The sequence below is a fragment of the Arthrobacter sp. MMS24-S77 genome, from assembly GCF_054888235.1.
Genome location: NZ_JBTZRN010000001.1, coordinates 3,268,283 through 3,292,089 on the forward strand (window position 1 = coordinate 3,268,283; position 23,807 = coordinate 3,292,089).

Annotated in this window: 25 protein-coding genes and 1 riboswitch; of the genes, 11 read left to right on the plus strand and 14 right to left on the minus strand. The window is 64.0% G+C overall.

The window, feature by feature from the left end; translation table 11 throughout:
- Window positions 1-118: 118 nt before the first annotated feature.
- From ACX5I4_RS14895 to thiO, 4 genes are all read right to left on the minus strand, one after another.
- Window positions 119-784, minus strand: a complete 666-nt coding sequence (locus tag ACX5I4_RS14895; RefSeq protein ID WP_461837327.1) for a 4a-hydroxytetrahydrobiopterin dehydratase — start codon at window positions 782-784, stop codon at window positions 119-121.
- Window positions 785-846: 62 nt separating this feature from the next.
- Window positions 847-1,653 (minus strand): thiazole synthase, encoded by an 807-nt coding sequence (locus ACX5I4_RS14900; protein ID WP_461837328.1) that lies wholly within the window; start codon window positions 1,651-1,653, stop codon window positions 847-849.
- A gap of 3 nt (window positions 1,654-1,656) precedes the next feature.
- Window positions 1,657-1,893, minus strand: a complete 237-nt coding sequence (thiS, locus tag ACX5I4_RS14905; protein ID WP_461837329.1) for a sulfur carrier protein ThiS — start codon at window positions 1,891-1,893, stop codon at window positions 1,657-1,659.
- 64 nt (window positions 1,894-1,957) lie between these two features.
- Complete coding sequence (thiO, locus tag ACX5I4_RS14910) at window positions 1,958-3,250, minus strand: glycine oxidase ThiO (protein ID WP_461837330.1); 1,293 nt, start codon at window positions 3,248-3,250, stop codon at window positions 1,958-1,960.
- Window positions 3,242-3,361, minus strand: a riboswitch (TPP riboswitch). Its footprint overlaps the gene before it by 9 nt.
- 26 nt (window positions 3,362-3,387) lie before the next feature.
- Here thiO and thiE point away from each other — a divergent pair.
- Window positions 3,388-4,077 carry a thiamine phosphate synthase gene (thiE, locus tag ACX5I4_RS14915; RefSeq protein WP_461837331.1) on the plus strand — a complete coding sequence of 230 codons (690 nt, stop codon included), beginning with the start codon at window positions 3,388-3,390 and terminating at the stop codon, window positions 4,075-4,077.
- 110 nt (window positions 4,078-4,187) lie between these two features.
- Here thiE and ACX5I4_RS14920 read toward each other — a convergent pair whose 3' ends face one another.
- Complete coding sequence (locus ACX5I4_RS14920) at window positions 4,188-4,706, minus strand: DUF805 domain-containing protein (protein WP_461837332.1); 519 nt, start codon at window positions 4,704-4,706, stop codon at window positions 4,188-4,190.
- A 230-nt stretch (window positions 4,707-4,936) separates the two neighbouring features.
- Here ACX5I4_RS14920 and ACX5I4_RS14925 point away from each other — a divergent pair, with 230 nt between their 5' ends.
- From ACX5I4_RS14925 to ACX5I4_RS14935, 3 genes are all read left to right on the plus strand, one after another.
- Window positions 4,937-6,436, plus strand: a complete 1,500-nt coding sequence (locus tag ACX5I4_RS14925; protein WP_461837333.1) for an RNB domain-containing ribonuclease — start codon at window positions 4,937-4,939, stop codon at window positions 6,434-6,436.
- A gap of 289 nt (window positions 6,437-6,725) precedes the next feature.
- Window positions 6,726-8,420, plus strand: coding sequence for a DEAD/DEAH box helicase (locus ACX5I4_RS14930; protein WP_461837334.1), 1,695 nt, complete (start codon window positions 6,726-6,728; stop codon window positions 8,418-8,420).
- Window positions 8,421-8,428: 8 nt separating this feature from the next.
- Window positions 8,429-9,292, plus strand: coding sequence for a DNA-methyltransferase (locus ACX5I4_RS14935; protein ID WP_461837335.1), 864 nt, complete (start codon window positions 8,429-8,431; stop codon window positions 9,290-9,292).
- A gap of 72 nt (window positions 9,293-9,364) precedes the next feature.
- Here ACX5I4_RS14935 and ACX5I4_RS14940 read toward each other — a convergent pair whose 3' ends face one another.
- On the minus strand, window positions 9,365-10,210 hold the full coding sequence (locus ACX5I4_RS14940) for a PHP domain-containing protein (protein WP_461837336.1): 846 nt from the start codon (window positions 10,208-10,210) through the stop codon (window positions 9,365-9,367).
- 80 nt (window positions 10,211-10,290) lie between these two features.
- Here ACX5I4_RS14940 and ACX5I4_RS14945 point away from each other — a divergent pair, with 80 nt between their 5' ends.
- Window positions 10,291-11,874 carry an aminopeptidase P family protein gene (locus tag ACX5I4_RS14945; protein WP_461837337.1) on the plus strand — a complete coding sequence of 528 codons (1,584 nt, stop codon included), beginning with the start codon at window positions 10,291-10,293 and terminating at the stop codon, window positions 11,872-11,874.
- Window positions 11,875-11,944: 70 nt separating this feature from the next.
- Here the strand turns inward: ACX5I4_RS14945 and ACX5I4_RS14950 are convergent, their stop codons facing one another.
- Window positions 11,945-12,802: a YflT domain-containing protein gene (locus ACX5I4_RS14950; protein WP_461837338.1), complete on the minus strand. Its 858-nt coding sequence runs from the start codon at window positions 12,800-12,802 to the stop codon at window positions 11,945-11,947.
- A 76-nt stretch (window positions 12,803-12,878) separates the two neighbouring features.
- Between ACX5I4_RS14950 and ACX5I4_RS14955 the strand changes: the two genes are divergently transcribed.
- From ACX5I4_RS14955 to ACX5I4_RS14965, 3 genes are read left to right on the plus strand one after another with little or no spacing between them, the layout of a single operon-like run.
- Window positions 12,879-14,162 (plus strand): magnesium transporter MgtE N-terminal domain-containing protein, encoded by a 1,284-nt coding sequence (locus ACX5I4_RS14955; RefSeq protein WP_461837339.1) that lies wholly within the window; start codon window positions 12,879-12,881, stop codon window positions 14,160-14,162.
- Between the two features lie 49 nt (window positions 14,163-14,211).
- Window positions 14,212-14,856: a DUF1003 domain-containing protein gene (locus ACX5I4_RS14960; RefSeq protein WP_461838747.1), complete on the plus strand. Its 645-nt coding sequence runs from the start codon at window positions 14,212-14,214 to the stop codon at window positions 14,854-14,856.
- 11 nt (window positions 14,857-14,867) lie between these two features.
- Window positions 14,868-15,995 (plus strand): Mrp/NBP35 family ATP-binding protein, encoded by a 1,128-nt coding sequence (locus ACX5I4_RS14965; RefSeq protein WP_461837340.1) that lies wholly within the window; start codon window positions 14,868-14,870, stop codon window positions 15,993-15,995.
- Window positions 15,996-15,997: 2 nt separating this feature from the next.
- Here ACX5I4_RS14965 and ACX5I4_RS14970 read toward each other — a convergent pair whose 3' ends face one another.
- Genes ACX5I4_RS14970 through sigE form a run of 3 tightly spaced genes read right to left on the minus strand, consistent with a single transcriptional unit; the run spans window position 15,998 to window position 17,966 of the window.
- Window positions 15,998-16,375 carry a twin-arginine translocase TatA/TatE family subunit gene (locus ACX5I4_RS14970; RefSeq protein WP_461837341.1) on the minus strand — a complete coding sequence of 126 codons (378 nt, stop codon included), beginning with the start codon at window positions 16,373-16,375 and terminating at the stop codon, window positions 15,998-16,000.
- Window positions 16,376-16,406: 31 nt separating this feature from the next.
- On the minus strand, window positions 16,407-17,315 hold the full coding sequence (locus ACX5I4_RS14975) for a hypothetical protein (RefSeq protein WP_461837342.1): 909 nt from the start codon (window positions 17,313-17,315) through the stop codon (window positions 16,407-16,409).
- Window positions 17,316-17,321: 6 nt separating this feature from the next.
- The gene (gene sigE / locus ACX5I4_RS14980; RefSeq protein ID WP_461837343.1) at window positions 17,322-17,966 is read right to left on the minus strand and encodes an RNA polymerase sigma factor SigE; all 645 of its coding nucleotides are present in this window, start codon (window positions 17,964-17,966) and stop codon (window positions 17,322-17,324) included.
- A 270-nt stretch (window positions 17,967-18,236) separates the two neighbouring features.
- Here sigE and ACX5I4_RS14985 point away from each other — a divergent pair, with 270 nt between their 5' ends.
- Window positions 18,237-18,869, plus strand: coding sequence for an O-methyltransferase (locus tag ACX5I4_RS14985; protein WP_461837344.1), 633 nt, complete (start codon window positions 18,237-18,239; stop codon window positions 18,867-18,869).
- Window positions 18,870-18,959: 90 nt separating this feature from the next.
- On the opposite strand, the gene ACX5I4_RS14990 is transcribed toward ACX5I4_RS14985, so the two are convergent.
- The 4 genes from ACX5I4_RS14990 to ACX5I4_RS15005 form a co-directional block, all read right to left on the minus strand.
- On the minus strand, window positions 18,960-19,127 hold the full coding sequence (locus tag ACX5I4_RS14990) for a DUF3117 domain-containing protein (protein ID WP_009357720.1): 168 nt from the start codon (window positions 19,125-19,127) through the stop codon (window positions 18,960-18,962).
- A 230-nt stretch (window positions 19,128-19,357) separates the two neighbouring features.
- Complete coding sequence (locus ACX5I4_RS14995) at window positions 19,358-20,641, minus strand: hypothetical protein (protein WP_461837345.1); 1,284 nt, start codon at window positions 20,639-20,641, stop codon at window positions 19,358-19,360.
- A complete protein-coding gene (locus ACX5I4_RS15000; RefSeq protein ID WP_461837346.1) occupies window positions 20,638-20,973 on the minus strand; it encodes a DivIVA domain-containing protein in 336 nt (111 codons plus the stop codon). Before ACX5I4_RS15000 ends, ACX5I4_RS14995 begins: the two co-directional genes overlap by 4 nt.
- Window positions 20,974-21,010: 37 nt before the next feature.
- Complete coding sequence (locus ACX5I4_RS15005; RefSeq protein WP_461837347.1) at window positions 21,011-21,862, minus strand: LOG family protein; 852 nt, start codon at window positions 21,860-21,862, stop codon at window positions 21,011-21,013.
- 184 nt (window positions 21,863-22,046) lie between these two features.
- Here ACX5I4_RS15005 and ACX5I4_RS15010 point away from each other — a divergent pair, with 184 nt between their 5' ends.
- Window positions 22,047-22,802 carry an amino acid ABC transporter ATP-binding protein gene (locus tag ACX5I4_RS15010; protein ID WP_265977029.1) on the plus strand — a complete coding sequence of 252 codons (756 nt, stop codon included), beginning with the start codon at window positions 22,047-22,049 and terminating at the stop codon, window positions 22,800-22,802.
- 50 nt (window positions 22,803-22,852) lie between these two features.
- Entirely contained in the window at window positions 22,853-23,755 is a 903-nt protein-coding gene (locus ACX5I4_RS15015) for a glutamate ABC transporter substrate-binding protein (RefSeq protein WP_461837348.1), read from the plus strand.
- Window positions 23,756-23,807 lie beyond the last annotated feature (52 nt).

Below are 23,807 nucleotides of genomic sequence, written 5' to 3' on the forward strand. Positions count from 1 at the left end.
CGACGCGCAAATGCCCTGTCGAGGCCGGAAATCCGGCCTCGCCAGGGCATTTCCGCGTCGCCGGCTCGTTCGCTTGTCACGGACACATTTGGGCGTCCTCCAGAGGCCGGGGGCGGAGCTACAGATCCGGCTCGTGACCCGCTTCGGTGCAGAGGCACAGCCTGTTTCCCTGTGAATCCGTGACCACCACCCATTTGGGTGCGTGGTCATGGTCCATTAACGCCCCGGTAGCGGCGGTCTTCTCCAGGGCGGGCCCCGATTCGGCCTGGCTCCGGTGCACGTCCAGGTGGAGCCGGTTCGGGTTGGGCGTTTGGGTTTCCTGGAACCACACGTTAGGCCCACGGCCATAGGGATCCTCGAGGTCTCCAAAGCGGCCCTTGCGGTAGCCAAGCGCTACTCGCCAGACCTCCGAGATCATTTCCGGATCAGGGGTGTCGATTCCAACTTCAACAGTGCGGTAGAGTCCCGGCTCGGCCACGGCACCGGCCTCCCTGGCTTGCTGGCTGACGTTCGTGGCCGCCCTGATGTCGCGCTGCGTTACCTCGCTCCCGGCGTCGTGGGAGGAGTACCGGACGAACACCCGGTTGTACCGCCAGTCCAGGTCCGGGTGGTGGTTCTGCTGCTCGGCGATGCGCCCGACGGCGGCAATCAGCTCGAGTGCCGCGGCCGACGTCGGGCATTTGTAGACGGAGACGAGACCGCCCAGGCGGTACCGCCAGTCCGGCAGCTCCGCCATGGCGTCGTCGATCGCGGGCCTGGTGAGAATGTCATCCTTGCCGGCCATGGGGACTCCTTCACTGCGGTGGAATCTTTTCGCGGTATGCCCCTGTGGCCGGCAGAAGCCCGCTAGAGGAACTCGGCCCGGCCTTCCATGGCCGAGGACGCCAGAGCGTGTTCCCGGCGCGGGATGCGGCCCGCCTGCTTCGCCAGCCTACCGGCGATGACAGCGTGTTTGAAGGCCTCGCCCATTTGTACGGGGTTCTGGGCCCGGGTCACGGCGGTGGCCAGCAATACGGCGTCGCACCCGAGCTCCATGGCCAAGGCGGCGTCGGACGCAGTCCCGATGCCGGCGTCGAGCACTACCGGCACCGAAGCGCGCGACACAATCAGCTCGATGTTGTGGGGATTCAGGATGCCCAAACCGGTGCCGATAGGCGCGCCCAAAGGCATCACCGCGGTAGCCCCGAGGTTTTCGAGCCGAAGCGCCAGCACGGGGTCGTCGTTGGTGTAGGCGAAGACCTTGAAGCCGCGGTCGACGAGTTTTTCGGTGGCATCCACGAGTTCCACGGCGTCCGGCAGGAGCGTGTGTTCGTCGGCGATGACCTCGAGCTTCACCCAATCCGTTTCCAGTGCCTCACGGGCAAGCTCGGCTGTCATGACAGCGTCCTTGGCGGTAAAACAGCCGGCGGTGTTGGGCAGGACGCGGATGCCGTGGTCCACGAGCAACTGGAACAGGGAGCCTGTTTCCGTCGGTGAGTACCTCCGCATGGCAACGGTGGTGAGTTCGGTACCGGAGGCCAGCAGCGCCGCCCCCAGTCCGTCCAGGCTCGGCGCCCCGCCGGTTCCCATGATGAGGCGCGAGCTGAACTCAACACCGTCGATCACCAAGTCGTCGGTTTGGGTGCTTGCTGTTTGAATGCTTGCTGCGGTCATGGTTCAGCCTCCCTGTACTGCGGTAACGATTTCGAGTTCGTCGCCTTCTGCGAGCGCGGTGGCAGCCCACTGGCTGCGCGGCACCACTTCGGAATTGCGGGCGACGGCGACCCCGATCTTGCGTCCATCGGCCGCCTGGCCGCTGGCGTCGATAGCGCGTCCGGTGATGTGGCTGACGAGCGTAGTCACGGAGGCGTCGTCGCTCAGCGTGTGGTCGGCGCCGTTCAATGTGATGTTCATGCGTGGTCCTTCGGAAGGGGATGTGAGTGGCAGCCTACGAGCCGTTTGTCGCGACGCCTGCTTTTCAGAGTGGGCGTGCAGTTGTAAGTGGTTTGGAGAAGCGGTCCGGGCGGAACTTGTTCCAGCGCGGATCGGCGGCATTGTTCATGAGTCCGACGCAGATTTTCGCGGCTGCCGGAGTCAGGAGCACTCCGTGCCGGAAAAAGCCGCTGGCCACGATGAGGCCAGGCACATCGACGCCGTCGCTTCCTTCGGGGCCGGAACCGGATGCGATCCTTTCAGGACCTTTCACCCGGCCCAGCAGGGGCGCGTTGTCCGGAGTGCCGGGACGGGCACGGGCAGTGGCTTCCAGCAGCTCCAATTCCGCTACTGCCGGGACCAGTACCTGGGCGTCGCGGAGCAATTGGTATACCCCACCGGCTGACACCGGATTGGCCGATCCACCCGAAGCCGACAAGGCGTCCTCGCGTTGCGTCGCGCCGATCACCACGGTCCCGTCCTCCCTGGGGACGATGTACACCGGTACTCCCCGGACCATCCCCCGGACCGTTGCGGTGACCAGGGGCCGAAGGTGTTCCGGAACGCGCAACCGCAGAATGTCGCCGTACACGGGGCGAAGCGGAAGGGACAAGCCATCCGGCAGCCCCTTCAAATGGGCGGCGTGCAGCCCGTTGGCAACCACTGTCTCCGTGGCGAGCACCCTCATGCCCGATTCGAGTTCAGCCCCGACGACGCGCCCGTCCTCCCATAGAAGGCTCGCCGCCCTATTGCGGACCGCAACACCGTCCTCGGCTCCCGAAACCCAACTGGAGTCACCGGGCTTGTGGTCTCCCAGTGCACCAACAATCGCGGCCGCAAGTTTTCGTGGATCCACTTGGTGGTCGCCGGGGATGTGGAAGGCACAGGAAATCTGCGGGCTCAACAGCGGCTCACGTTCCCGTGCTTCGCGAAGCGGGACGGATTCCACCACCAAACCGTTGGCCAGCTGGACGTCCCGGAGGTCGGCGAGCGCCCGGCGGTCCGCAGCGTCCGCGCCGACGGCGAGGGTCGGCGTCGTGCGGTAACCCGAGGAGCGTCCGGAACTTGAGCCGGTCACATTGTGTTCGAAGTCCGGCCACAGCGCCGACGATTCGAGCATGAGTTCCAGGAGGTCCTGCTCCTGGTAGTGCAGTTCGCTGACGGGGGCCAGCATGCCCGCGGCCGCGAAGGTGGCGCCGCTGGCCGGTGCGGGGTCGATGAGGACCACCGAGCGGCCGGATCTGCGGGCTTCCCACGCGATGCCGAGGCCGATGACACCGCCTCCGATGACGGCAACATCTGCGCGCAGGGGTTCGAGCTGGGTGTCTACTTCGTCCATGGAGTCCTTCCCTACGCCGGTACTAGCCGGATCAGGTCAAGCGGTCGGCGCTGAAGCCCTCTCAGCCGCGCGGCGATTGTGACTGCCGCCGCGGCTCCCGCGGTACCAGCCCAGTTTAGAGGAACTACTCTGTTTCCATGACCCAGCACGATGTCCACACCACCGCCCGCCTGTACCTATGCACCGACGCCCGCAAGCAGCAGGGCGATTTTGAGCAGTTTGTCGATGCCGCGTTCGAGGGCGGCGTGGACATCATCCAGCTGCGGGACAAGACCATTGAAGCGGCCGAGGAACTGGAACTCCTGGAGATTCTGCATTCCGTGGCGCACCGTCGCGGCCGACTCTGGGCCGTCAACGACCGCGCAGATGTCGCATCCCTCTCCGGCGCTCCGGTGTTCCATATCGGCCAGAAGGACATCCCGCTGCGCTCGGCCCGGAAGCTGCTCCACGACCCCACCATCATCGGCCTCTCGACGCATACGCCCGAACAGATTGACGCAGCCATCGCTGCTTCGCCTGGCCGCAGCGGCCTGGACTACTTCTGTGTCGGACCGGTGTGGGCAACGCCCACCAAGCCGGGGCGTTCCGCCGTCGGGCTCGATCTGGTGAAGTACGCTGCCGACGCCGTGAAGAAGGCGGACGAAGAGACGGTGGGCGGCGTTGTGCTCCCTTGGTTTGCGATCGGAGGCGTCGACCTCAGCAACGTTGAGGAAGTGGTGCGAGCCGGCGCCAGCCGCATCGTGGTGGTGCGGGCCATCACTGAGGCAGAGGATCCGACGGCCGCTGCCCAGGCGCTCCTCGCCGCCCTCGATGCCGCGGCGGCTTAGCGAGACTCAGTAAGAACTACGACGGCGGCCGCTGCCGGGTGCTGCGGCACCTGGGCAACGGCCGCCTTCGCTGTGGCAGCTTTCGATCTCCGGCTTCAGGCCAACGGGGCTTACGCGCCGTAGATCGCGCCTTCCGGCTTCGACTCGGTGGCGTAGAAGACGATGAGGATGATCGGACCTGCAAACGGAATGAGACCGAGCAGGATGAACCAGCCGCTCCGCCCGGTGTCGTGGAGGCGGCGAACCGAGAGCGCCAGGCTGGGCACGAGGTTCGCAAGGCTCCAGATGAACCACAAAATGCCGAAGATCAAGGCACCGGCGGGAAAACTCGCGGCGGCAGCCTGCTGGGCTTCCAGTGTGGTGGCCGTACTGACGGAGGCAGCGTAGCTACCCACCCCGATGTAGTACGGAATCGCCAGGATGGCATTCACAATGGCGAGGTACAGCACCACCCACCAGTATTCGCTGCGGTTGGAGCGGCCGGTGAAGCTGGCGTAACGGCGGTAGAACTGCTTGACAGCGTCGACCAAACCGACCTGTGGGCGGGGACTGAATACCTGCGGCGCGGCGTAATAGGACGGCGGCGTGGGGCCTGCGTAAGGCTGGCCCGCCGGGTTCTCGTAACTCATGGAGGAACTCCCTCTGAAGTGGACGTGATGTTGGCGAGGGAGCGTTCTTTTCCCCCACCGGCAACATTAGGCCCACCAGCAACAGAGGGGAATAATCTTTGCTCCCGTTGACGAAAAAACGTTGCGTCGGTTTCCCCGCCTGCCCTCGATCGTCAGGAGCCCGTTGGCGGCTCTCGACGCTGCGGCCCCTTAGCAAGACTCCGCGGGATTTTGGCGTTACCCTGATTTTCGTGTCACATCAGCGGATAGCCCCGAGTCTCAGTGAAACGTCGAACACGCTTGCAGAGGCGCTGGCGGCGCTTCGAACTGAGCTCGAGCTGCCCGCCGGCTATCCCATCGAAGCGCTGCGCGACGCCGAAACTGCGGTTTCCGGCCATACATTGCCGGCGCAGGACCTCACGGACATTCCGTTCATCACGATCGACCCGGCATCTTCCACGGATCTCGATCAAGCCCTTTTCATCGAGCGATCCGGCGATGGTTACAGGGTTCTCTACGCGATCTCCGACGTACCCTCCTTTGTCACTCCGGGCGGAGCGCTCGACGCCGAGACCCGCCACCGCGGGCAAACGTACTATGCCCCTGACGGGCGCATACCGCTGCACCCCGAAATCATCAGCGAACGTGCCGGAAGCCTGTTGGCCGATCAGACATGCGGCGCGTTCGTGTGGGACTTCGGACTCGACGCCGAGGCCGAGTTGCGTACGATCTCGGTTCGTCGGGCCGGGGTGCGCAGCCGCGCCAAGCTCAACTACAAGGGCGTCCAAGCGGAAATTGATTCCGGAACAGCTGATCCGGTCCTGCAACTCCTCAAGGAGGTCGGGCTCAAGAGGGTGGAACTGGAACGCCGCCGGGGCGGAGCCAGCCTGAACATGCCGGAACAGGAAATCGTCCAGCTGCCCGACGGCGAGGGGTACAGGATCGTTGCTGCTCCCCCGCTGCCGGTGGAGGACTGGAATGCCCAGATTTCCCTCATGACCGGGATGGCCGCCGCCCAGCTGATGCTCGACGGAAAGGTGGGCATCCTGCGCACCATGCCCGCCCCCGATGAACGTTCGTTGCTCCATTTCAAACGGCAGGCGGGGGCCCTCGGCAAGCCTTGGCGCGACGGGATCAGCTACGGCGAGTACCTGCGGACCCTCGATGCCAGGGACCCCCGGCAGCTGGCCATCCTCCATTCTGCGGGGATGCTCTTCCGCGGTGCCGGCTACACGCCTTTCGACGGCGAGGTACCAGACAGCGTGATGCAGTCCGCGATCGGAGCCCCTTATGCCCACGCGACCGCTCCGTTGCGGCGGCTGATCGATCGCTTCGTCTTGGTCATCTGCGAAGCCCTGAGTACCGGGACAGCAATTCCCGCATGGGCCCGGGACGCCCTGCCGAGCCTGCCTGCCATCATGGCATCATCCGATCAGCTTGCCGGCAAGCTTGAGCGCCTGGCCTTGGACACCGTGGAGGCGGCGCTCCTGGTGAACCATATCGGACAGGAATTCGACGCCGTCGTCATCTCCGGATCGAAACCCGCCAAGAACAATGGCAACGGGAATGGGAACGGCAACAACGGCAACGGCAACGGAGCCCCGCACGGCCCTTACGGCATCGTCCAGATCGCCGAGCCCGCGGTCACCGCTCGCTGCGACGGTGAAATGGAGTCCGGCACGAAAGTCCGGGTAAAGCTGCTCGACGCGGACATCGCGACCCGCCAAATCACCTTGGAACTGCTCACGTAGGGCTGATCGTCCGCTGACCCGGAGCCGCGATCCGGGGTTTATGGCCCCCAGACGCTAGACTGTGTGAGTAGTAATGGATGCCCGGTCGTTGATTCAGTTCATTTTTGACATCAACAAGTCCGCCCCTACGCGATCTTGAGATACACCGGCTGGTCCCCAGTGCCAGTATTTAGATAGCCCGCGATCGGCTTCCACTGGATTTGCTTGCGCGACCATCCGTGCTCCGGAACGGCCATGCCACCACCGTTGAGCACGCAGCGCGGCCCAAATGAATAAGGAAAACTCCACTGTGAGTGAATTGCACACCCATGAAGTTCTGACAGACGGAACCGAAACGATCGAACCCGAGGAGACCATTTCCTCGGACGAAACACCCCACGAGATCGCAGAAAAGTCCTTCGCCGACTACAACGTCCGCGCCGACATCGTTGAATCCCTCGCCGACGCCGGAATCACCCACCCCTTCCCCATCCAGGCGATGACCCTCCCGGTAGCCCTCGGCGGACACGACATCATCGGCCAGGCCAAGACCGGTACCGGAAAGACCCTGGGTTTCGGCATCCCGGCGCTGCAGCGCGTCGTCGGGCCGGACGACGCCGGCCATGACAAGCTCGCCGTCCCGGGCGCTCCGCAGGCCTTGGTGATCGTCCCTACCCGCGAACTCGCCGTTCAGGTAGCCAACGATCTTCAGACAGCGTCCCGGAAGCGCAACGCGCGCATCGCCACGATCTACGGCGGCCGTGCCTATGAGCCACAGATCGAAGCCCTGCAGAAGGGCGTCGAGGTGGTTGTCGGTACGCCTGGCCGCCTGATCGACCTCTACAAGCAGAAACACCTGAACCTCAAGAACGTGCGCATGGTGATTCTCGACGAAGCGGACGAGATGCTGGACCTCGGCTTCCTTCCGGACGTCGAGACCCTGATTGCCGGCACTCCTGCCGTCCGCCAGACCTTGCTCTTCTCGGCCACCATGCCTGGCCCGGTCATTGCCATGGCCCGCCGCTACATGACGCAGCCCACGCATATCCGTGCCGCGGACCCGAACGACGAAGGCCTGACCAAGCGCGACATCCGCCAATTGATCTACCGCGCCCACAGCATGGACAAGACCGAGGTTGTGGCCCGCATCCTGCAGTCCCGCGGCCGCGGCCGGACCATCATCTTCACCAAGACCAAGCGCACCGCTGCCAAGGTTGCCGAGGAACTGGTGGACCGCGGCTTCGCTGCCGCGGCCATCCACGGCGATCTCGGCCAGGGCGCCCGCGAGCAGGCCCTGCGTGCCTTCCGCAACAACAAGGTTGATGTCCTGGTGGCCACGGATGTCGCCGCCCGCGGCATTGATGTTGACGACGTCACTCACGTCATCAACTACCAGTGCGTAGAGGACGAGAAGATCTACCTGCACCGTGTTGGACGCACCGGCCGAGCCGGCAACAAGGGCACGGCCGTCACGTTCGTCGATTGGGACGACGTCCCCCGCTGGGCCCTCATCAACAAGGCGCTGGGCTTGAATTCCCCCGAGCCCGTTGAGACATACTCCTCTTCCCCGCACCTGTTCTCCGACTTGGACATTCCGGAAGGCACCAAGGGCCGTCTGCCCCGCAACCAGCGCACCCTTGCGGGCGTCGACGCCGAGGTCCTCGAAGACCTGGGCGAGACCGGCAAGAAGAACTCCCGTTCCGGTGGCGATTCGGGGCGTGGACGCTCCAGCCGCGAAGGTAGCCGCGAAGGCGGACGCCGCGGCGCCAAGTCCGGCGATGCTCCCTCTCGGGAGGGCAGTGGCGAGGGTGGCCGCAACCGCACCCGCCGTCGTCGTACTTCAGAGGGCGAAACAGCGCCTGCTGAAGCTGCAGCACAGTCCACCGAGTCCCAGTCCGGCGAGGGCACTGACAAGCCTGCCCGTGCTCGCCGTTCCCGCACCCGCCGCCGCAACGGCGAAGTGGTGTCCGCTTCCGGTGCTTCCGCCGAGAGCACCGAGGCTTAACGGCCTCAATGACTGACACTGTTTGGGCGCCGGACGGCAGCAATTTGGTGGTACACGCGGACAACGCGGATTTCCTCCCGACGCTGCCGGACGGCGCCTTCACACTGATCTACGTGGACCCGCCCTTCAACACGGGGCGTGTCCAGAGCCGCCAGGAAACGCGCATGGTCCGCAACGCCGAAGGCGACGGCGACCGCGTCGGCTTCAAGGGCCGCTCCTATGACACCATCAAGGGCGCCCTGCACAGTTATGACGACGCCTTCAGCGACTACTGGTCCTTCCTGGAACCGCGGCTCGTCGAAGCCTGGCGCCTGCTCGCCGACGACGGCACCTTGTACCTGCATCTGGACTACCGCGAGGTGCACTACGCCAAGGTCATGCTGGACTCGATCTTCGGCCGGGAGTGTTTCTTGAACGAGATCATCTGGGCCTACGACTACGGCGCCCGCGCCAAGAACCGCTGGCCCACGAAGCACGACAACATCCTCGTGTACGTCAAGAACCCCGCCAAGTACCACTTCGACAACGCCGAGGTGGACCGCGAGCCGTACATGGCGCCGGGCCTCGTGACGCCAGCCAAGCGGGAACTGGGGAAGCTGCCCACGGACGTGTGGTGGCACACCATTGTTTCGCCCACCGGCAAGGAAAAGACCGGCTACCCGACGCAAAAGCCGGAAGGCCTGGTCCGGCGGATCGTCACGGCATCCAGCCGGCCAGGAGACTGGTGCCTGGACTTTTTCGCCGGGTCCGGCACGCTCGGATCCGTCGCGGCGAAACTCGAGCGCAGGTTCGTGTGCGTGGACCAGAACGCCCCCGCCATCGACGTGATGCGGAAGCGCTTGGACGGCAAGGCCACTTTCTACCCCAACTGACTCGCATTTGTTGTCGTTTAGACGCCTCATAACGACAACAACTGCTAGTCAGTTGGGCTTGTGGCACCTCGGTCAGCGGACCACGGAACTCCCCGTGCCGAGTTCCTCGATGCGGGCCAAGACCTCCGGGGACGTCAGGTTCTCCCCGAGCACATTGGGCTTGCCGGTTCCGTGGTAATCGGAAGAACCTGTCATGAACAGCCCATGCTCGGCAGCCAGGCGCCGCAGGAACACGCGGCCTTCCTCGGGGTTGTCGCGGTGCTCCACTTCCAGCCCTTGGAGCCCGGCGTCGATCATTTCCTGGTAAGTCCGTTCCCCCACCACCCGGCCGCGGGCCGAGGCCACCGGATGGGCGAAGACGGGCACTCCGCCCGCCGCACGGACGAGCTCGACGGCGAGCGCCGGGTCCGGTGCGTAGTGCTGCACGAAATAGCGCGAGTGGGACGTCAGGATCGCAGTGAAGGCCTCCGAGCGGCTCGCCACCGCACCGGCTGCCACAAGGGCGTCGGCGATGTGGGGACGGCCCACGGTCGCGCCAGGAGCCACATGGTGGATGACGTCGTCCCAGCTTAAGGGATAGTCCTCGGACAGGAGCGTGACCATGCGCTTCGCGCGGGTGAGCCTCGCGTCCTTCGCCTTGGTGATTTCTTCAAGCAAGCCGGGATGTTCCGGATCATGGAGATAGCTCAGCAGATGGACGCTGATCCCCTCCCGGGTACGGCAGGAAATCTCCATTCCCGGCACGAAGGCCACACCGAGTTCCAGGGCGGCAACGGAAGCCTGGTCCCAGCCATCGGTGGAGTCATGGTCGGTCAGGGCCACCACATTCAGACCCGCAGCAGACGCGGAAGCAATCACTCCCGCGGGAGCCTCGGTCCCGTCGGAAACATTGGAGTGCGCGTGCAGGTCGATCTTCACTTTCCAAGCCTATTTGATCCGGGGCGGCTTGGACCGTTGTGGCGTTGGCCTAGTGTCGGCCTTGATGGGACGATGGGACGGTGAACGATGCAGATAACACCCAAAACGGTGAAACCACAGCCTCCCAGCCCCTGGAGGAGCGCGTCAACAACCGCTCCCAGCGGCCCACATCCGATGCCTTCAAGGCGTTCATGGCCAGCAATTGGGCGCCCGCCCCGCAGGTGACCCCCGCGCGCGACGCTGTTGCAGACCACGCCGCCACGCGTCGTCGGGCCATTTCCGACAAGTTCGCCGGTGTGCGCCTCGTCGTACCGGCGGGCCCCCTCAAAGTCCGTTCGAACGATTGCGACTACCGCTTCCGCCCCCACTCCGGCTTTGCGCACCTCACCGGATTGGGCCTCGACCACGAGCCCGATGCCGTGCTGGTCCTGGAACCTGTCGAGGAAGGAACCGGCGACGACGGCGGCAACCACCTCGCGACCCTCTACTTCCGTCCGCTGGCCGGCCGGGACACGGAGCAGTTCTACGCTGACTCCCGCTCCGGTGAGTTCTGGATCGGCGCCCGTCCCACGCTCGCCGAATTCGAAGCGCGGCTCGGACTCAAGACCGCCCACATCGACGAACTCGAGATGGCCATCACCAAGAACGTCGGCGCCGCCGAAATCGGCGGTATCTCCATCCGCCTGGTCCGCAAAGTTGACGAGAACATCGACGCCCTCGTAGACACCGCCCGGTACAACACGGCCAAGGATCCGGAGAACCTGGATCTCAGTGAACTCGATGCCCTGGACGAACTCCTCAGCGAGGCCCTTTCCGAGTTGCGTTTGCTCAAGGACCCCTGGGAAGTCGAGCAGATGAAGGTCGCCGTCGCCGCTACGGTCGAGGGTTTCGCCGACGTCGTCCGCGCCCTCCCCCGCGCCATGACCCACCACCGGGGCGAACGCGTCGTCGAAGGCGCATTCTTCGCCCGTGCACGCGAGGAAGGCAACGAACTTGGCTACGACACCATCGCGGCCGCCGGAAACAACGCCACGGTGCTGCATTGGACCCGGAACACGGGCAAGGTCAACGCCGGGGAGCTCCTGTTGCTGGACGCCGGCGTGGAGGCTGATTCGCTCTACACCGCGGACGTCACCCGCACCATTCCGGCCAACGGAAAGTTCTCGGACGTCCAGCGCAAGGTCTATGAGGCCGTGCTTGACGCCGCCGACGCCGGATTTGCAGCAGCCCAGCCGGGCGTGAAGTTCCGCGACATCCACACCGCCGCCACCACGGTCCTTGCCGAGCGCCTTGCCGAGTGGGGACTGCTGCCGGTTTCGGTGGAGGAAGCCATCAGTCCGGAAGGCCAGCAGCACCGCCGCTGGATGCCCCACGGTACCAGCCACCACCTCGGCTTGGACGTCCACGACTGCGCCCAGGCCAAGCGCGATCTGTACCTGGACGGCGTCCTCACCGAGGGCATGGTGTTCACCATCGAACCCGGGCTCTACTTCAAGAACGAGGACCTCGCCATTCCCGAGGAATACCGTGGAATCGGCGTCCGGATCGAAGACGACATCCTGATGACCGCCGACGGTCCCGTCAACCTCAGTGCCGCCCTCCCCCGCAAGGCGGACGACGTCGAGACATGGATGGCGGGCATCTACCAAGACGCCGAGGCGTAGTTAGTCAAGCGAACGCAAAGAGGAGGGCTACCGGATCCGGTAGCCCTCCTCTTTGCGTTGCGGGGCCTAACTATTGCTTGGCCGCATCCTCGCCGTCAGCGTCCTGGTGTTGGCCGTTTCCGGCGTCGTTCACTCGCACGCCGTACTGTGGCCGGCCGTCCGGAAGGTCCGGGTAGCGCACGCCTGCGGTGGGCCGTGCAGCCTGGACTGGAACATCCGCGGCTGGCTGGGCGGGCTGGGCTGGCTGGGCGGGCTGGGCTGGCTGGGATGGCTCGCCGGTTGTTCCCTGTCCGGCCTCGGGTCCACGCTGGCCGTAGGGATCCTGCCAGGACGCCGGCCGTTCGGGGGCCGGGCCCTGTGGGCCTGGCTGGACCGGCGGGTTCCGGTAGTCCTGCGGCGTGTATGCCTGAGGCGGCCTGCCAAACGCCGCCTCGGAGGGATTCATCGGCAATTGGTGAAGAAGTCGGCGGGCTTCCTGCGAAGCTTCCAGCGCGACAATGACGTCATAGTTTGTCGCCACTACCTGGCTAGTGGACGTGAAATCCCGCTTGCCGCGCTGGGCGGCATAGGTGACGATCCCAAAGAGCATGAAGAATGCGGCGCCCATGAGAACCGACGTCACAATCGAGAACGGGCCCCCGGCCGGGGTGAAGAACGACAACATGACGCCCACGAACAGGCCGAACCACATGCCGCTCAAGGCGCCTGACAGTGCGACCCGCGGGTAGCTGAGCCGTCCGGTCACCCGCTCCACCATTTTGAGGTCGTTTCCCACAATGGAGACATGCTGGACCGGGAACTGCTGGTCGGCCAGATAATCAACCGCCTTCTGGGCATCAAGATAGGAGGTGTAGGAGCCAACAGTGTCTCCCTTGGGGACGCTACGGGATTCCTCCGTGGCCTTTGGGGCACCGAAAATGTTCGCCATAGCCCCATTCTGTCCCATTCACATGTGAAGCGGCTGAAATTCAGCTAAAAGAGAGCAGACTCGGTAGCCTGTAAGTGTGAGCACAAATCCTTCACGCGTCTTTGTTGCGCGCCTGCTCGGCCTCGATGTCTTCGACCCCTTGGGGGATCGTTTGGGCCGGCTGCGCGACGTCGTGGTGCTCTCGCGCGGCTTGCGCGGGGCCCCGCACGCAGTGGGCATCGTCGTTGAAGTTCCGGGCAAGAAACGCGTCTTCGTTCCCATGACCCGGCTGACGTCCATGGACCAAGGCCAGATCATTTGCACCGGCCTGGTCAATCTGCGCCGCTTCCAGCAACGCGGTGCAGAGCAACTCGTGGTCGGCGAGCTCTTTGACCGCAAGGTGACGCTCAAGGACGGCAGCGGCGACGCCATCATCGAAGACATCGCCATGGACCAGCAGCGCAACGGCGACTGGTTGGTCTCCAAACTCTTCATTCGCCGTGGGACATCTACCTCCAGGCTTCGGGGGCTGCGCCGCGGCCACACGCTGCTGGTGGACTGGGCAGACACGCTGCAGGGCTCCGAGAACGATCCCCAGGGTGCCAGCCACTTCGTTGCCACCCACGAGGACCTCAAACCGGCCGATTTTGCCGACGCGCTCCAGGAAATGTCGGACAAGCGCCGGATCGAAGTGGCCAGCGAGCTCCAGGACGAACGCCTCGCCGATGTTCTTCAAGAGTTGCCGGAAGAAGACCAGGTGACCCTACTGTCCGCCTTGGACAACGAACGCGCGGCCGATGTGCTGGAAGAAATGGACCCGGACGACGCCGCAGACCTGCTGGCGGACCTGCCCTCCGCGAAGGCCGAGGAATTGCTGCTCCTGATGGAGCCGGACGAGGCCGACGACGTCCGCCGGCTCCTCCAGTACGACGAGGACACCGCTGGCGGCCTGATGACCCCCGTGCCCGTCATCCTGCCCCCGGAAGCTACCGTCGCTGAAGCGCTTGCCCACGTGCGGAGCGAGGAACTCTCCCCTGCGCTGGCCTCGGCGATCTTTATCTGCCGACCGCCGCTGGAGACCCCCACGGGACGATTCCTGGGTGTCGTGCATATCCAGCAATTGCTCCGCAGCGCCCCGCCGGAACAGCTGGGCAGCATCGTGGACAAGAACCTGGAGCCGGTTTCCGATCATGCCAGCGTCAGCGAGGTCAGCCACACCATGGCCTCCTACAACCTCAACTCCCTCCCGGTCGTCAACAGCGCCGGTCGCTTGGTGGGGGCGGTGACTGTTGATGACCTCCTGGACCATTTGCTCCCGGACGACTGGCGAACCCACGAAGACGGAGCCCCGATCAGGAAACTAGGAGGCCGAATTGGCTGAGAAGCCCACCACCGGCGGTCTGGACACCCCGCTCGAGCTGCGTTCCCGCATGCTGCCGAATTTCGGGAACGATCCCGATGCCTTCGGCCGATTTGCCGAGCGTTTTGCACGCTACATGGGCACGGCGAATTTCCTGTTCTACATGACGATCTTCGTGATCGTCTGGATCCTGTTCAACGTTGTCGGCCTGTTTGGTTTCCAGTGGGATCCGTACCCGTTCATCCTCCTCAATCTTTTCTTCTCCACGCAGGCTTCCTACGCTGCACCGCTGATCCTGTTGGCCCAGAACCGCCAGGACGACAGGGACCGCGTAACGATCGAACAGGATCGGGCCCGCGACGAGCGCAATCTGGCTGACACGGAGTACCTGACCCGTGAAGTCGCGGCTCTTCGCATTGTCCTGCGCGAAGTCGCCACCAGGGACTACGTGCGCGCCGAGCTCCGCTCGCTTCTGTCCGATTTGCTCGAAGCCCAGGAAGAGATGCGTTCCGACGACTCCGCAGGCTCGGACAAGGGCGAGAAGGTCAAGGACAAAATCAAGGAGAAGCGCGACAAACAGCGCAATCCCAGAACGCAGCAGATCCCCAAGATCCACCCGGCGCATTCGAGCGCTACCCCAGTTGACCCCGGACTCTCGGCCGTCGGCACTGCGCCGGCGCCGCACCCAGGTCCCACCACCCAGCCTGAAAGCTGAACATCCACTCCATGAGCACACCATCCGTCGAGGCCCTCAACGCTGCCTTGGCAACCGTCATCGATCCCGAACTCCGCCGACCCATCACTGAGTTGGGGATGCTGGATTCGGTGGAAGCCGGCGCGGACGGAACCGTCCGGGTTGCAGTGCTGCTGACTATAGCCGGCTGTCCCCTGCGTGAGACCATCACGGCCGATGCCACGGCTGCCCTCACGCGGGTTCCGGGAGTTACCGGCGTCGACGTCGAGCTCAAGGTCATGACGCAGGAACAACGCGATGCGCTCAAGGAGCGGCTGCGCGGCGCCGGCGGCCAACGTGGAATCCCCTTCAACGAACCAGGCTCGCTGACGAAGGTCTTTGCGGTGGCCAGCGGCAAAGGGGGCGTAGGAAAGTCCTCGGTGACGGTCAACCTTGCGTGCGCCCTTGCGGACCAGGGGCTGCGCGTAGGAATCGTCGACGCCGATGTCCACGGTTTCTCCGTCCCGGCACTCATGGGAATCACGCAACAGCCCACCCGGGTGGACGACATGATCCTCCCGCCCGTGGCCTACGGCGTGAAGGTCATTTCCATCGGAATGTTTGTTTCGGGGAACAAGGCGGTGGCCTGGCGTGGCCCCATGTTGCACCGGGCGTTGGAGCAATTCCTCACGGATGTCTATTTCGGCGACCTGGATGCCCTGTTCCTGGATCTGCCGCCCGGCACCGGAGACATCGCCATCTCGGTGGCGCAGTTGCTTCCCAACGCTGAAATCCTCGTGGTGACCACCCCGCAGGCAGCCGCAGCGGATGTTGCGGAGAGGGCCGGCACCATCGCAACGCAGACCGGGCAAAAGCTTGCCGGTGTCGTCGAGAACATGTCCTTCCTGGAGATGCCCGACGGCGGCAGGATGGAATTGTTCGGCAGCGGCGGCGGGCTGGTGCTGGCTGAGCGGCTGAGCGCTGCCGTCGGCACCGACGTGCCGCTGCTGGGGCAGATCCCCTTGGACATCCGTTTGCGCGAAGGCGGCGACGCGGGCCGTCCGGTGGTGTTGACGGCTCCGGAGACGCCCGCAGCACAAGCGCTTCAAAGCATCGCGGGCAAGCTCAATGCCAAGCCGCGCGGCCTGGCCGGAATGTCGCTCGGGATCCAGCCAAAATAGCTTTAGGTGGCCTCGGAGTCGAAGGGCGCCTTTTGACCGACGGGAAGCCGTTCAATGACCCGTTCAGGGGCCTTGGGCGCTGCGTCCACCGCAGCGGCAGGTGCACCGGCGCTGACAGGCTTCGTGTCGTCGTCGAGCAGTGCTTCCTTGATGATCCGGCGCGGATCGTACTGACGGGGGTCATACTTCTTCCAGTCGACTTCATCGATGTCGATGCCGACTTCTTCCTTGATCTGCTCACGGGCACCGGACGCCATGCGCCGCAGTTCCTTGACCAGGTTCGCCAACTTCCGGGTGTATTCAGGCAAACGGCTGGGACCGATCACGATTACGCCGATGATCAGCAGGATCAAAAACTCCGGGCCATTGATTCCAAACACGTATCGAAGATTACCTTGTCCGTCAGCCCGCTCAGAAACCCGCGAGGGCTGCAAGGGCACCGAGTCCGCGCTGCAGCCGTTCATTCCATGTGCCTGCGGTGTCCGCGACGGGAATCGCAACCAGTGAATCGCCCGCTTTCACAAGCTCGGGAACGGCTACCGCAGCCTGATCGGCAGGCATATCGGAGGAATAGCGCAGCACGGCCACGGGAGAGGAGTAGACGGCTTGCCAGGGGGCTCCCGGGGTGATGGACAGCTGCGTCCCGGACGTGCCGCTGCCCTCCAGGTGCTCCTCCACGAGGGTCGCGTGATGGTCGCCGTTGCTGAGGTGCAACTCCACCGCAGGGTGCCCGTCCTGCATCATGGCCCGGGCTGAAACCACGTGGTATCCCATGCTTGCCAGCTCGGGGCACGCCCAGCCGTCTTTCCGCAGTTCCGACAACTGCTGCCCGCTCAGGCTGACGGTTCCAGCCACAGTGACGGGCAAGCTCAACTGTGAACCCGTCACGGGGAGTTGCTGTCCAGCGTTTCCGGGCATGGTCGAACTGACAAGGGTCCGGACTTCCTGCTCTCCGCGGTTCGACGCCTGCGGCGGAACGTCGCCGCCGAGCGCGTAGGCTGCGACGGCGAGGATTCCGGCGCTGACGGCGAGTCCGCTCGCGGTCAGGCCAACAACCCGGACGCCGTGCCACACGCTTCGCTGGGGTGCGTGACCGTCAGGGGACTCGGATTGTGCCAAGCGTTGGGTGTGTTCGATCAGTCGGTTCGTGAAATCCTGGCTGGCCTCGGGGACGGCGGCACGGCGGAGCCGTTCCAGGTACTGGCGTTCCCTAAGTACCGCAGCTTGGCACTCAGAGCAATCCCGCAGATGGCCGGGGGCACGGCTGTGCCGGAGGTTTCCCCGGTTCAGGCCACCGCGCCGTCCGTTCAGCAGACCCATCGGCGACTAAAGGAGACCGGCGATGCGCGGCATTTTGAGCCGCGGCTTGCGGGCTTGGACCGGACGAGGATCCCGGTGGGCCAGCTTTTCGCGCAGCATGGTCCGGCCGCGGTGGATCCGGGACCTGACGGTCCCCAGCTTCACGCCGAGGGCTTCGGCAACTTCGTCGTAAGAGAGGCCTTCAAGATCGCAAAGTACGACGGCGGCACGAAAGTCCGGCGGGAGTTCTTCCAGGGCGCGCTGGACGTCGAGGTCCAGGTTGTTCAGCTCGAAGCTCTGCTCAGGTCCGGGTTCATGCCCGGGCAGCCTTGATTCGGCGTCTTCGGCCAGGGCATCGAAGCGGATGCGGCTCTTCCGGCGGGCCTGATCGAGGAAGAGATTGGTGGTAATGCGGTGCAACCAGCCGTCGAGTGTGCCTGGCTTGAAGTTTTCGAGGGAACGGAAGACCCGGACGAAGACTTCCTGGGTGAGGTCCTCGGCGTCGAACTTGTTGCCTGTCAGCCGATAGGCAAGGCGGAAGACCTTGGCGGAGTGGTTCTCCACCACTTCTTCCCAACTGGGCCTGACCCATTCTTCAGCGGGCGGAGCCGTGTCGGTGGAACCCAGGACTGCTGCCGTTGTCTGGACTGGCGCAGCACTTGATGCCCGCATCGTCCGCTCCCCTCAAACTGTTTGCCATCCTGCCGGTCACTCAGGAGTTCGGTGCCGGCCGTCACTTGGATGGCCGGATATACATTATCCCAGTGTTGTCTGAAAGTTTGCTGATCGCAGGCACCCTTTTCCCGCAGAGCGAACATCGTCCGGAGAGCCGTCCGGAGGGCACCGGGAAGACACAGAATTACGGGCCGCAGGCGTCCGGGCTGGACGGCCCATAGACAGTAGTCTGGAAGCAATACCCCTCTGCCTGGAAAGCGAACCCCCATGAGTGCCGACAAGTCAACCAGCTGGTCCTATGCAGAAGATCTGCCTGCCGAGGACGACGTGTTGCTTCGCGCCCGTGAACGCTCCTTCGAGCTAGGCGTCACCCCGGTCAGCCCCGGGGTTGGCGCCGTCCTGACGGTCCTGGCTGCAGCGTCGAAGGCCCAGACCGTTGTGGAGGTCGGTTCCGGAGCGGGCGTCTCCGGGGTATGCCTTCTGCGCGGCCTCAGCACACAGGCTGTCCTGACCACCATCGACGTCGACGTCGAACACCTCAAGGCCGCCCGTGAAGCCTTCTTGGAATCCGGTAGCCCGGCGAACCGCACCCGGACCATCTCCGGCCGTGCAGCCGACGTCTTGCCGCGCCTCACCGATTCCGCTTACGACCTCGTGTTCATTGACGCCGACAAACCCAACTTTCCCGGCTACGTCGAGCAAGCCATCAGGTTGCTGAAATCGGGGGGAACGCTGGTCATCAATGACGCCCTGGACAAGGACAAGGTTTCCAACCCGGCCGCCAGGGACAGCACTACCGTGGTGCTGCGCCAGATCGGCAAGGCCATCCGCGACGACGAGCGACTCTCCTCGGCGATGCTCCCCACAGGCGACGGCTTGCTGGTAGCGGTCAAGAAGTAGCCCGGCTGGGCGATTCGCGAACCCGTTCGCTTTCGGCCTTAAACATGAAAGCAGGGCGCCGGCTCTTCTGCCGGGCCCTGCCCATTGAATCTATTCGGTAACGCCTACGAGGCATTCCTTGAGGTTCGCCGCTTCTGCTGCGTTGAGCTCGACCACAAGCCGTCCTCCGCCTTCGAGCGGCACACGCATGATCAGGCTGCGGCCCTCTTTGGTTACTTCCATAGGGCCGTCGCCAGTACGTGGTTTCATAGCCGCCATTAGGAAAATCCCCTCCAGTTGTCCCAAATCCCGCCAACCCGGCCGGGCTGGCTCGCGTGGAATGTACGGCGTCGACAGTCATGGCTGTTCAGTCGTCGTCGCCGAGCACCCGAGGGTGCTTTTTGTCCTTGCTTGTGTCCATTATCTCGTAATTACCCGCCCGTAGCTAATTGATGGACTTTTCCCGGCGGGCCGTGATCACGCTTGTACAGGCCAGAGGACGCACGGCGTCACGGTGGATAGTCGCCACCGCCCGGCAGCGGTGCCCACGCCCACAGCCAGACAATCCAGACGATCTGGAGCAGCACAAACATGACCACCACAGTGCCGCGGTAAGCCTTGGAGCGAGACAACCACGCCGCACTGAGCGCCAGGGGGAACAGCGGCAGGAGCATCCGGAAGGTACTCGTCTGAGGGTGCAGGAAGACCAGAAGATAACCCATGTAGCACGTGCACCACAGCCGCAGTTCAGTACCCAAAGCCCGGACGGGCTTGCTGAACATGAGCAGGGCAAAAAGTCCCGCGAACACAAACGGCGCCAGAATACCGAGGACTGGCCCGAAGAGCATTTGACCGGTGTCGAACCAGGGCTTGAACGGAACAAGGTCGTCCCCGCGCCACACGGTTTCGGTCTTGGTGTAGGCCAGTGGATCCCCCGTGGCCGCCCAGGCGATGGCAGGCCAGGCCAGAGCCCCTGCCGCGCTGACCACCACAAGTGCGGCCAGCGATGAGAGTTCCCGGACAGTAGGAGCCGAACGCGCAGCAACTACTAACCCGGCCGCGGGAACTGAGGCCTCGGTGGCTGGCCCTGGGCGGCGCCCAAACCGTTTCCAGAGGTGGTGGAGCAGGAGCAGACCCGCCATGGCCGCGAAGGGCACACCGGTGGGCCGCGACAGGCACATGAACAGAACCACGGGCATCGCTGCGAGGTATTTGCGGCGCACCACAAGCAGGAGGGAACCCGCCAGCAGCAGGATATTGAGGGATTCCGCGTACGGGACCTGCAGGATCGGCGAGACGGGGAACGTTGAGAAGAAGACCACCGCCCAGAGCGCTGTACGGCGCCCGGTGTAGTCCTGGAATAGTTTGTAGACGACCATGGCCGCGCCAAGCCCGGCTGCCATGGCAAGGGCCGTCAGGGCCGGCAGGGTCGCCAATCCGGTGAGGGCGCCGAGGGCCCGGCCGAGGTAGGGAAACAGGGCGTAGAACGCCCACGAGTTTTCCGCGACATTCCCGCTCGCATTCAGTGGCAGAACGGATGGATATCCGTTGTTCGCCGCTTCGGCGTACCAGCGCCCATCCCAGATAGTGATGAAGTTCCAGTAATCGGGCGCGGGCGGGAACCACGGATTGACGCCTTGCTGCAATGCGGCAGCCATGAAAATACAGGCGCTCACAAGTCTCGCGGCAATGTAGATGAGGGTGATCTGGACCCACCACGGCCAACTCGCAACGTGGGCCGCGACGCGGCCCAGTCTTCGCAGCGGGGACCGCGTCTCGAGCGACTGGGTCACGCCTTCGGTTCTTCCGGGTTCCCGGCTGCTTCAAGGGCCCGTTTCAGCCGTTCGATTTCCCTCTCCTGGGCGGTCAATTGATCCCTCAGCTCATCGAGCACCTCATCCACCTGGTCCATCCGGTAGCCTCGCAGGCCGAGCGCAAAACGCACGCGGTCGACGTCGGACGCCTTGGCTCCGGCCGGAAGCAGTACCGGCGGCAGGTTGGGCACGGGTTCATCCAAACCGGCGCCGGGGTTGCGGCTGGACCGGGCCATTCCATTGCCGAGGAACAACACCGCGCCAACCAGGGCGATCGCGAGAAAGACCAGAAAGAAGCTCACAACAACCATCGTGCCAGACTCCCCTGGGAGCTGACCGCCGGCAACGTTACTCCGGGCGCTGATCGCCGTTGGTCGAGGGTGGCCGCGGGACACCGTGCAGGACACGGTGGACGGCGTCCGCGGGATCGTCCACGAGTTGGATGAGGTCGAGGTCCTTTGCGGACACCATGCCTTCGGCCACCAGAGTCCCCTTGATCCATTCGATCATGGGGCTCCAGAAATCGACTCCCAGCAGGACGATGGGGAACGATGTCACTTTGCGGGTCTGCACCAAGACCATGGCTTCAAACAGCTCGTCCAGGGTTCCCAGGCCGCCTGGCAAGACGATGAACCCTTGTGCGTACTTGACGAACATGGTCTTGCGGGCGAAGAAGTACCTGAAGTTGATACCAAGGTCCACCCAACGGTTCAGGCCTTGCTCAAAGGGCAGTTCGATGCCCAGTCCAACGGAAACCCCGTTGCCTTCCACAGCGCCCCTGTTGGCGGCTTCCATGGATCCCGGGCCTCCGCCGGTGATGACGGCGACGCCGGCTTCGGCGAGGTGGCGGCCAACCTGCACGCCCATGTCGTAATAGCCGCTGCCCGGCTTGGTGCGGGCGGAGCCGAAGACGCTGACGGCCGGGCCAAGCTCCGCGAGTGCACCGAAGCCTTCAACGAATTCGCTCTGGATGCGCAGTACCCGCCACGGGTCCGTATGGATGAAGTGGTCGGCTCCCCGCGTGTCCAGGAGCCGTTGGTCCGACATCGGCATAGAGGCCTGTTTGCGCCGAAGCTCCAAAGGGCCTTTGTGCTTGGCTGGCGCTTCTGCGGCAACGGCGGCGGCTGACACTGCCGATCCGTTGCTCGTCGCTTTGCCATTGGCGTCTGGACTCGGAACCTGGGGCTGGCTGGTACTCATTGACATAGGCTAGCGCGGATGCGGGCCGCTGCTGTCCCGGTGTGGCCCAGTTGTTTAGGTGTTGCTCAAGGGCTTGCACCATTTGCTGGCCGCCACCTGCGAGTCAGGTATCTGTTGAATCACGATCTGCGGAAGTTAATGTGAGCTGGCTCATCTCGCGGCATTTCTTCGCTAGATTCGTCCTATGACTATTCAAGCCTCCAGCGATGCCCTCGTCTCTCTGAATGGCGTCAACAAGCACTATGGTCAACTGCACGTCCTGAAGGACATCAACCTTCAGGTCAAAAAAGGTGAGGTTGTCGTTGTGATCGGGCCATCGGGCTCAGGCAAGTCGACGCTGTGCCGAGCCATCAACCGGCTGGAGACCATCGACACCGGCGAGATCTCGATCGACGGCAAGAAGCTTCCGGAGGAAGGCAAGGAACTCGCGGTCCTTCGTGCCGACGTCGGGATGGTCTTCCAGTCCTTCAACCTGTTCGCCCACAAGACAATTCTCGAAAACGTCACGCTGGGGCCGATCAAGGTCAAGAAACTGGACAAGGCAACCGCAGACAAGGACGCCATGGCGTTGTTGGAGCGGGTTGGCGTCGGGCAACAAGCACCCAAGATGCCCGCACAGCTCTCCGGAGGCCAACAGCAGCGCGTGGCAATTGCCCGGGCGCTGGCCATGAAGCCGAAGGTCATGCTGTTCGACGAGCCAACATCAGCATTGGACCCCGAAATGATCAACGAGGTCCTTGACGTCATGGTCCAGCTCGCGAAAGAAGGCATGACCATGATCGTGGTCACCCACGAGATGGGCTTTGCCCGCAAGGCCGCGGACCGCGTGGTCTTCATGGCAGACGGCCAGATCGTGGAGGATGCCAAACCCGAGGAGTTCTTCACCAATCCCCAAAGCAACCGTGCCAAGGATTTCCTCTCCAAACTCCTGACCCACTAGCACGCACCGCACCCGGGCCGCAGGGGCGGCCGCCCAATGAAAGGAATCTCATGAAGGCATTTATCACCCGGAGGAAATCTCTCCTGGTCGCTGCAAGCGCGGCGCTCGCTCTGTCGCTCAGCGCATGTGGCGGAGGTGGCGGAGGCGGCACCACGGCACCGAGCAGCGAGTCCGCGCCTTTCACCGTGGCTCAGAATGTGTCCATTTCGGGCAGCCCCACCTTCGACACGATCAAGGCGAACGGAAAGGTCAGGATCGGCGTCAAGCAGGACCAGCCCGGCCTGGGATTCAAGGATGCCGCAACCGGCGAGTACAGCGGTTTTGACATTCAGATTGCCCAATGGATTGCGGCGTCCCTTGGTTTCTCCAAGGACAAGATCGAATACAAGCCAATCCCTTCGGCCAACCGCGAGTCCGCGATTACCAACGGCGACATCGACTACTACGTCGGGACATACTCCATCACCGACAAGCGCAAGCAGCTGATCGACTTCGCAGGACCCTACTTCGTGACCGGCCAGGGCCTGCTCGTCAAGAAGAGCAACACCTCAATCAACAGCGAGAAGGACTTGTCCGGAAAGAACGTCTGTTCGGCGACGGGCTCAACCCCGATCCAGAACATCAAGGCAAACTTCCCGGGGACCAAGACCACCGAGTTCGACACCTACTCACAGTGTGTCGAGGCCCTCAAGAGTGGCCAGGTTGACGCCGTCACTACCGACCAGGCAATCCTGATCGGCTACGCCTCCCAGGACACCGACAACCTCAAGGTGGTCGGCCAGCCCTTCACCGTTGAGAAGTACGGCGTGGGCCTGAAGAAGGGCGACAAAGCTCTCCGCACGTTCGTGAACAAGATGTTCACCGATGGCGGCTCCGTGTGGCAGAAGATCTACGACTCCACCCTGGGACAGTCCGGCACCAAGGTCACCCAGCCCGCAGTGGACAACTACTAAACCCATGTTGAGGGGGCGGCGATCGGCCGCCCCCTCAAATATCGGCTGAAAG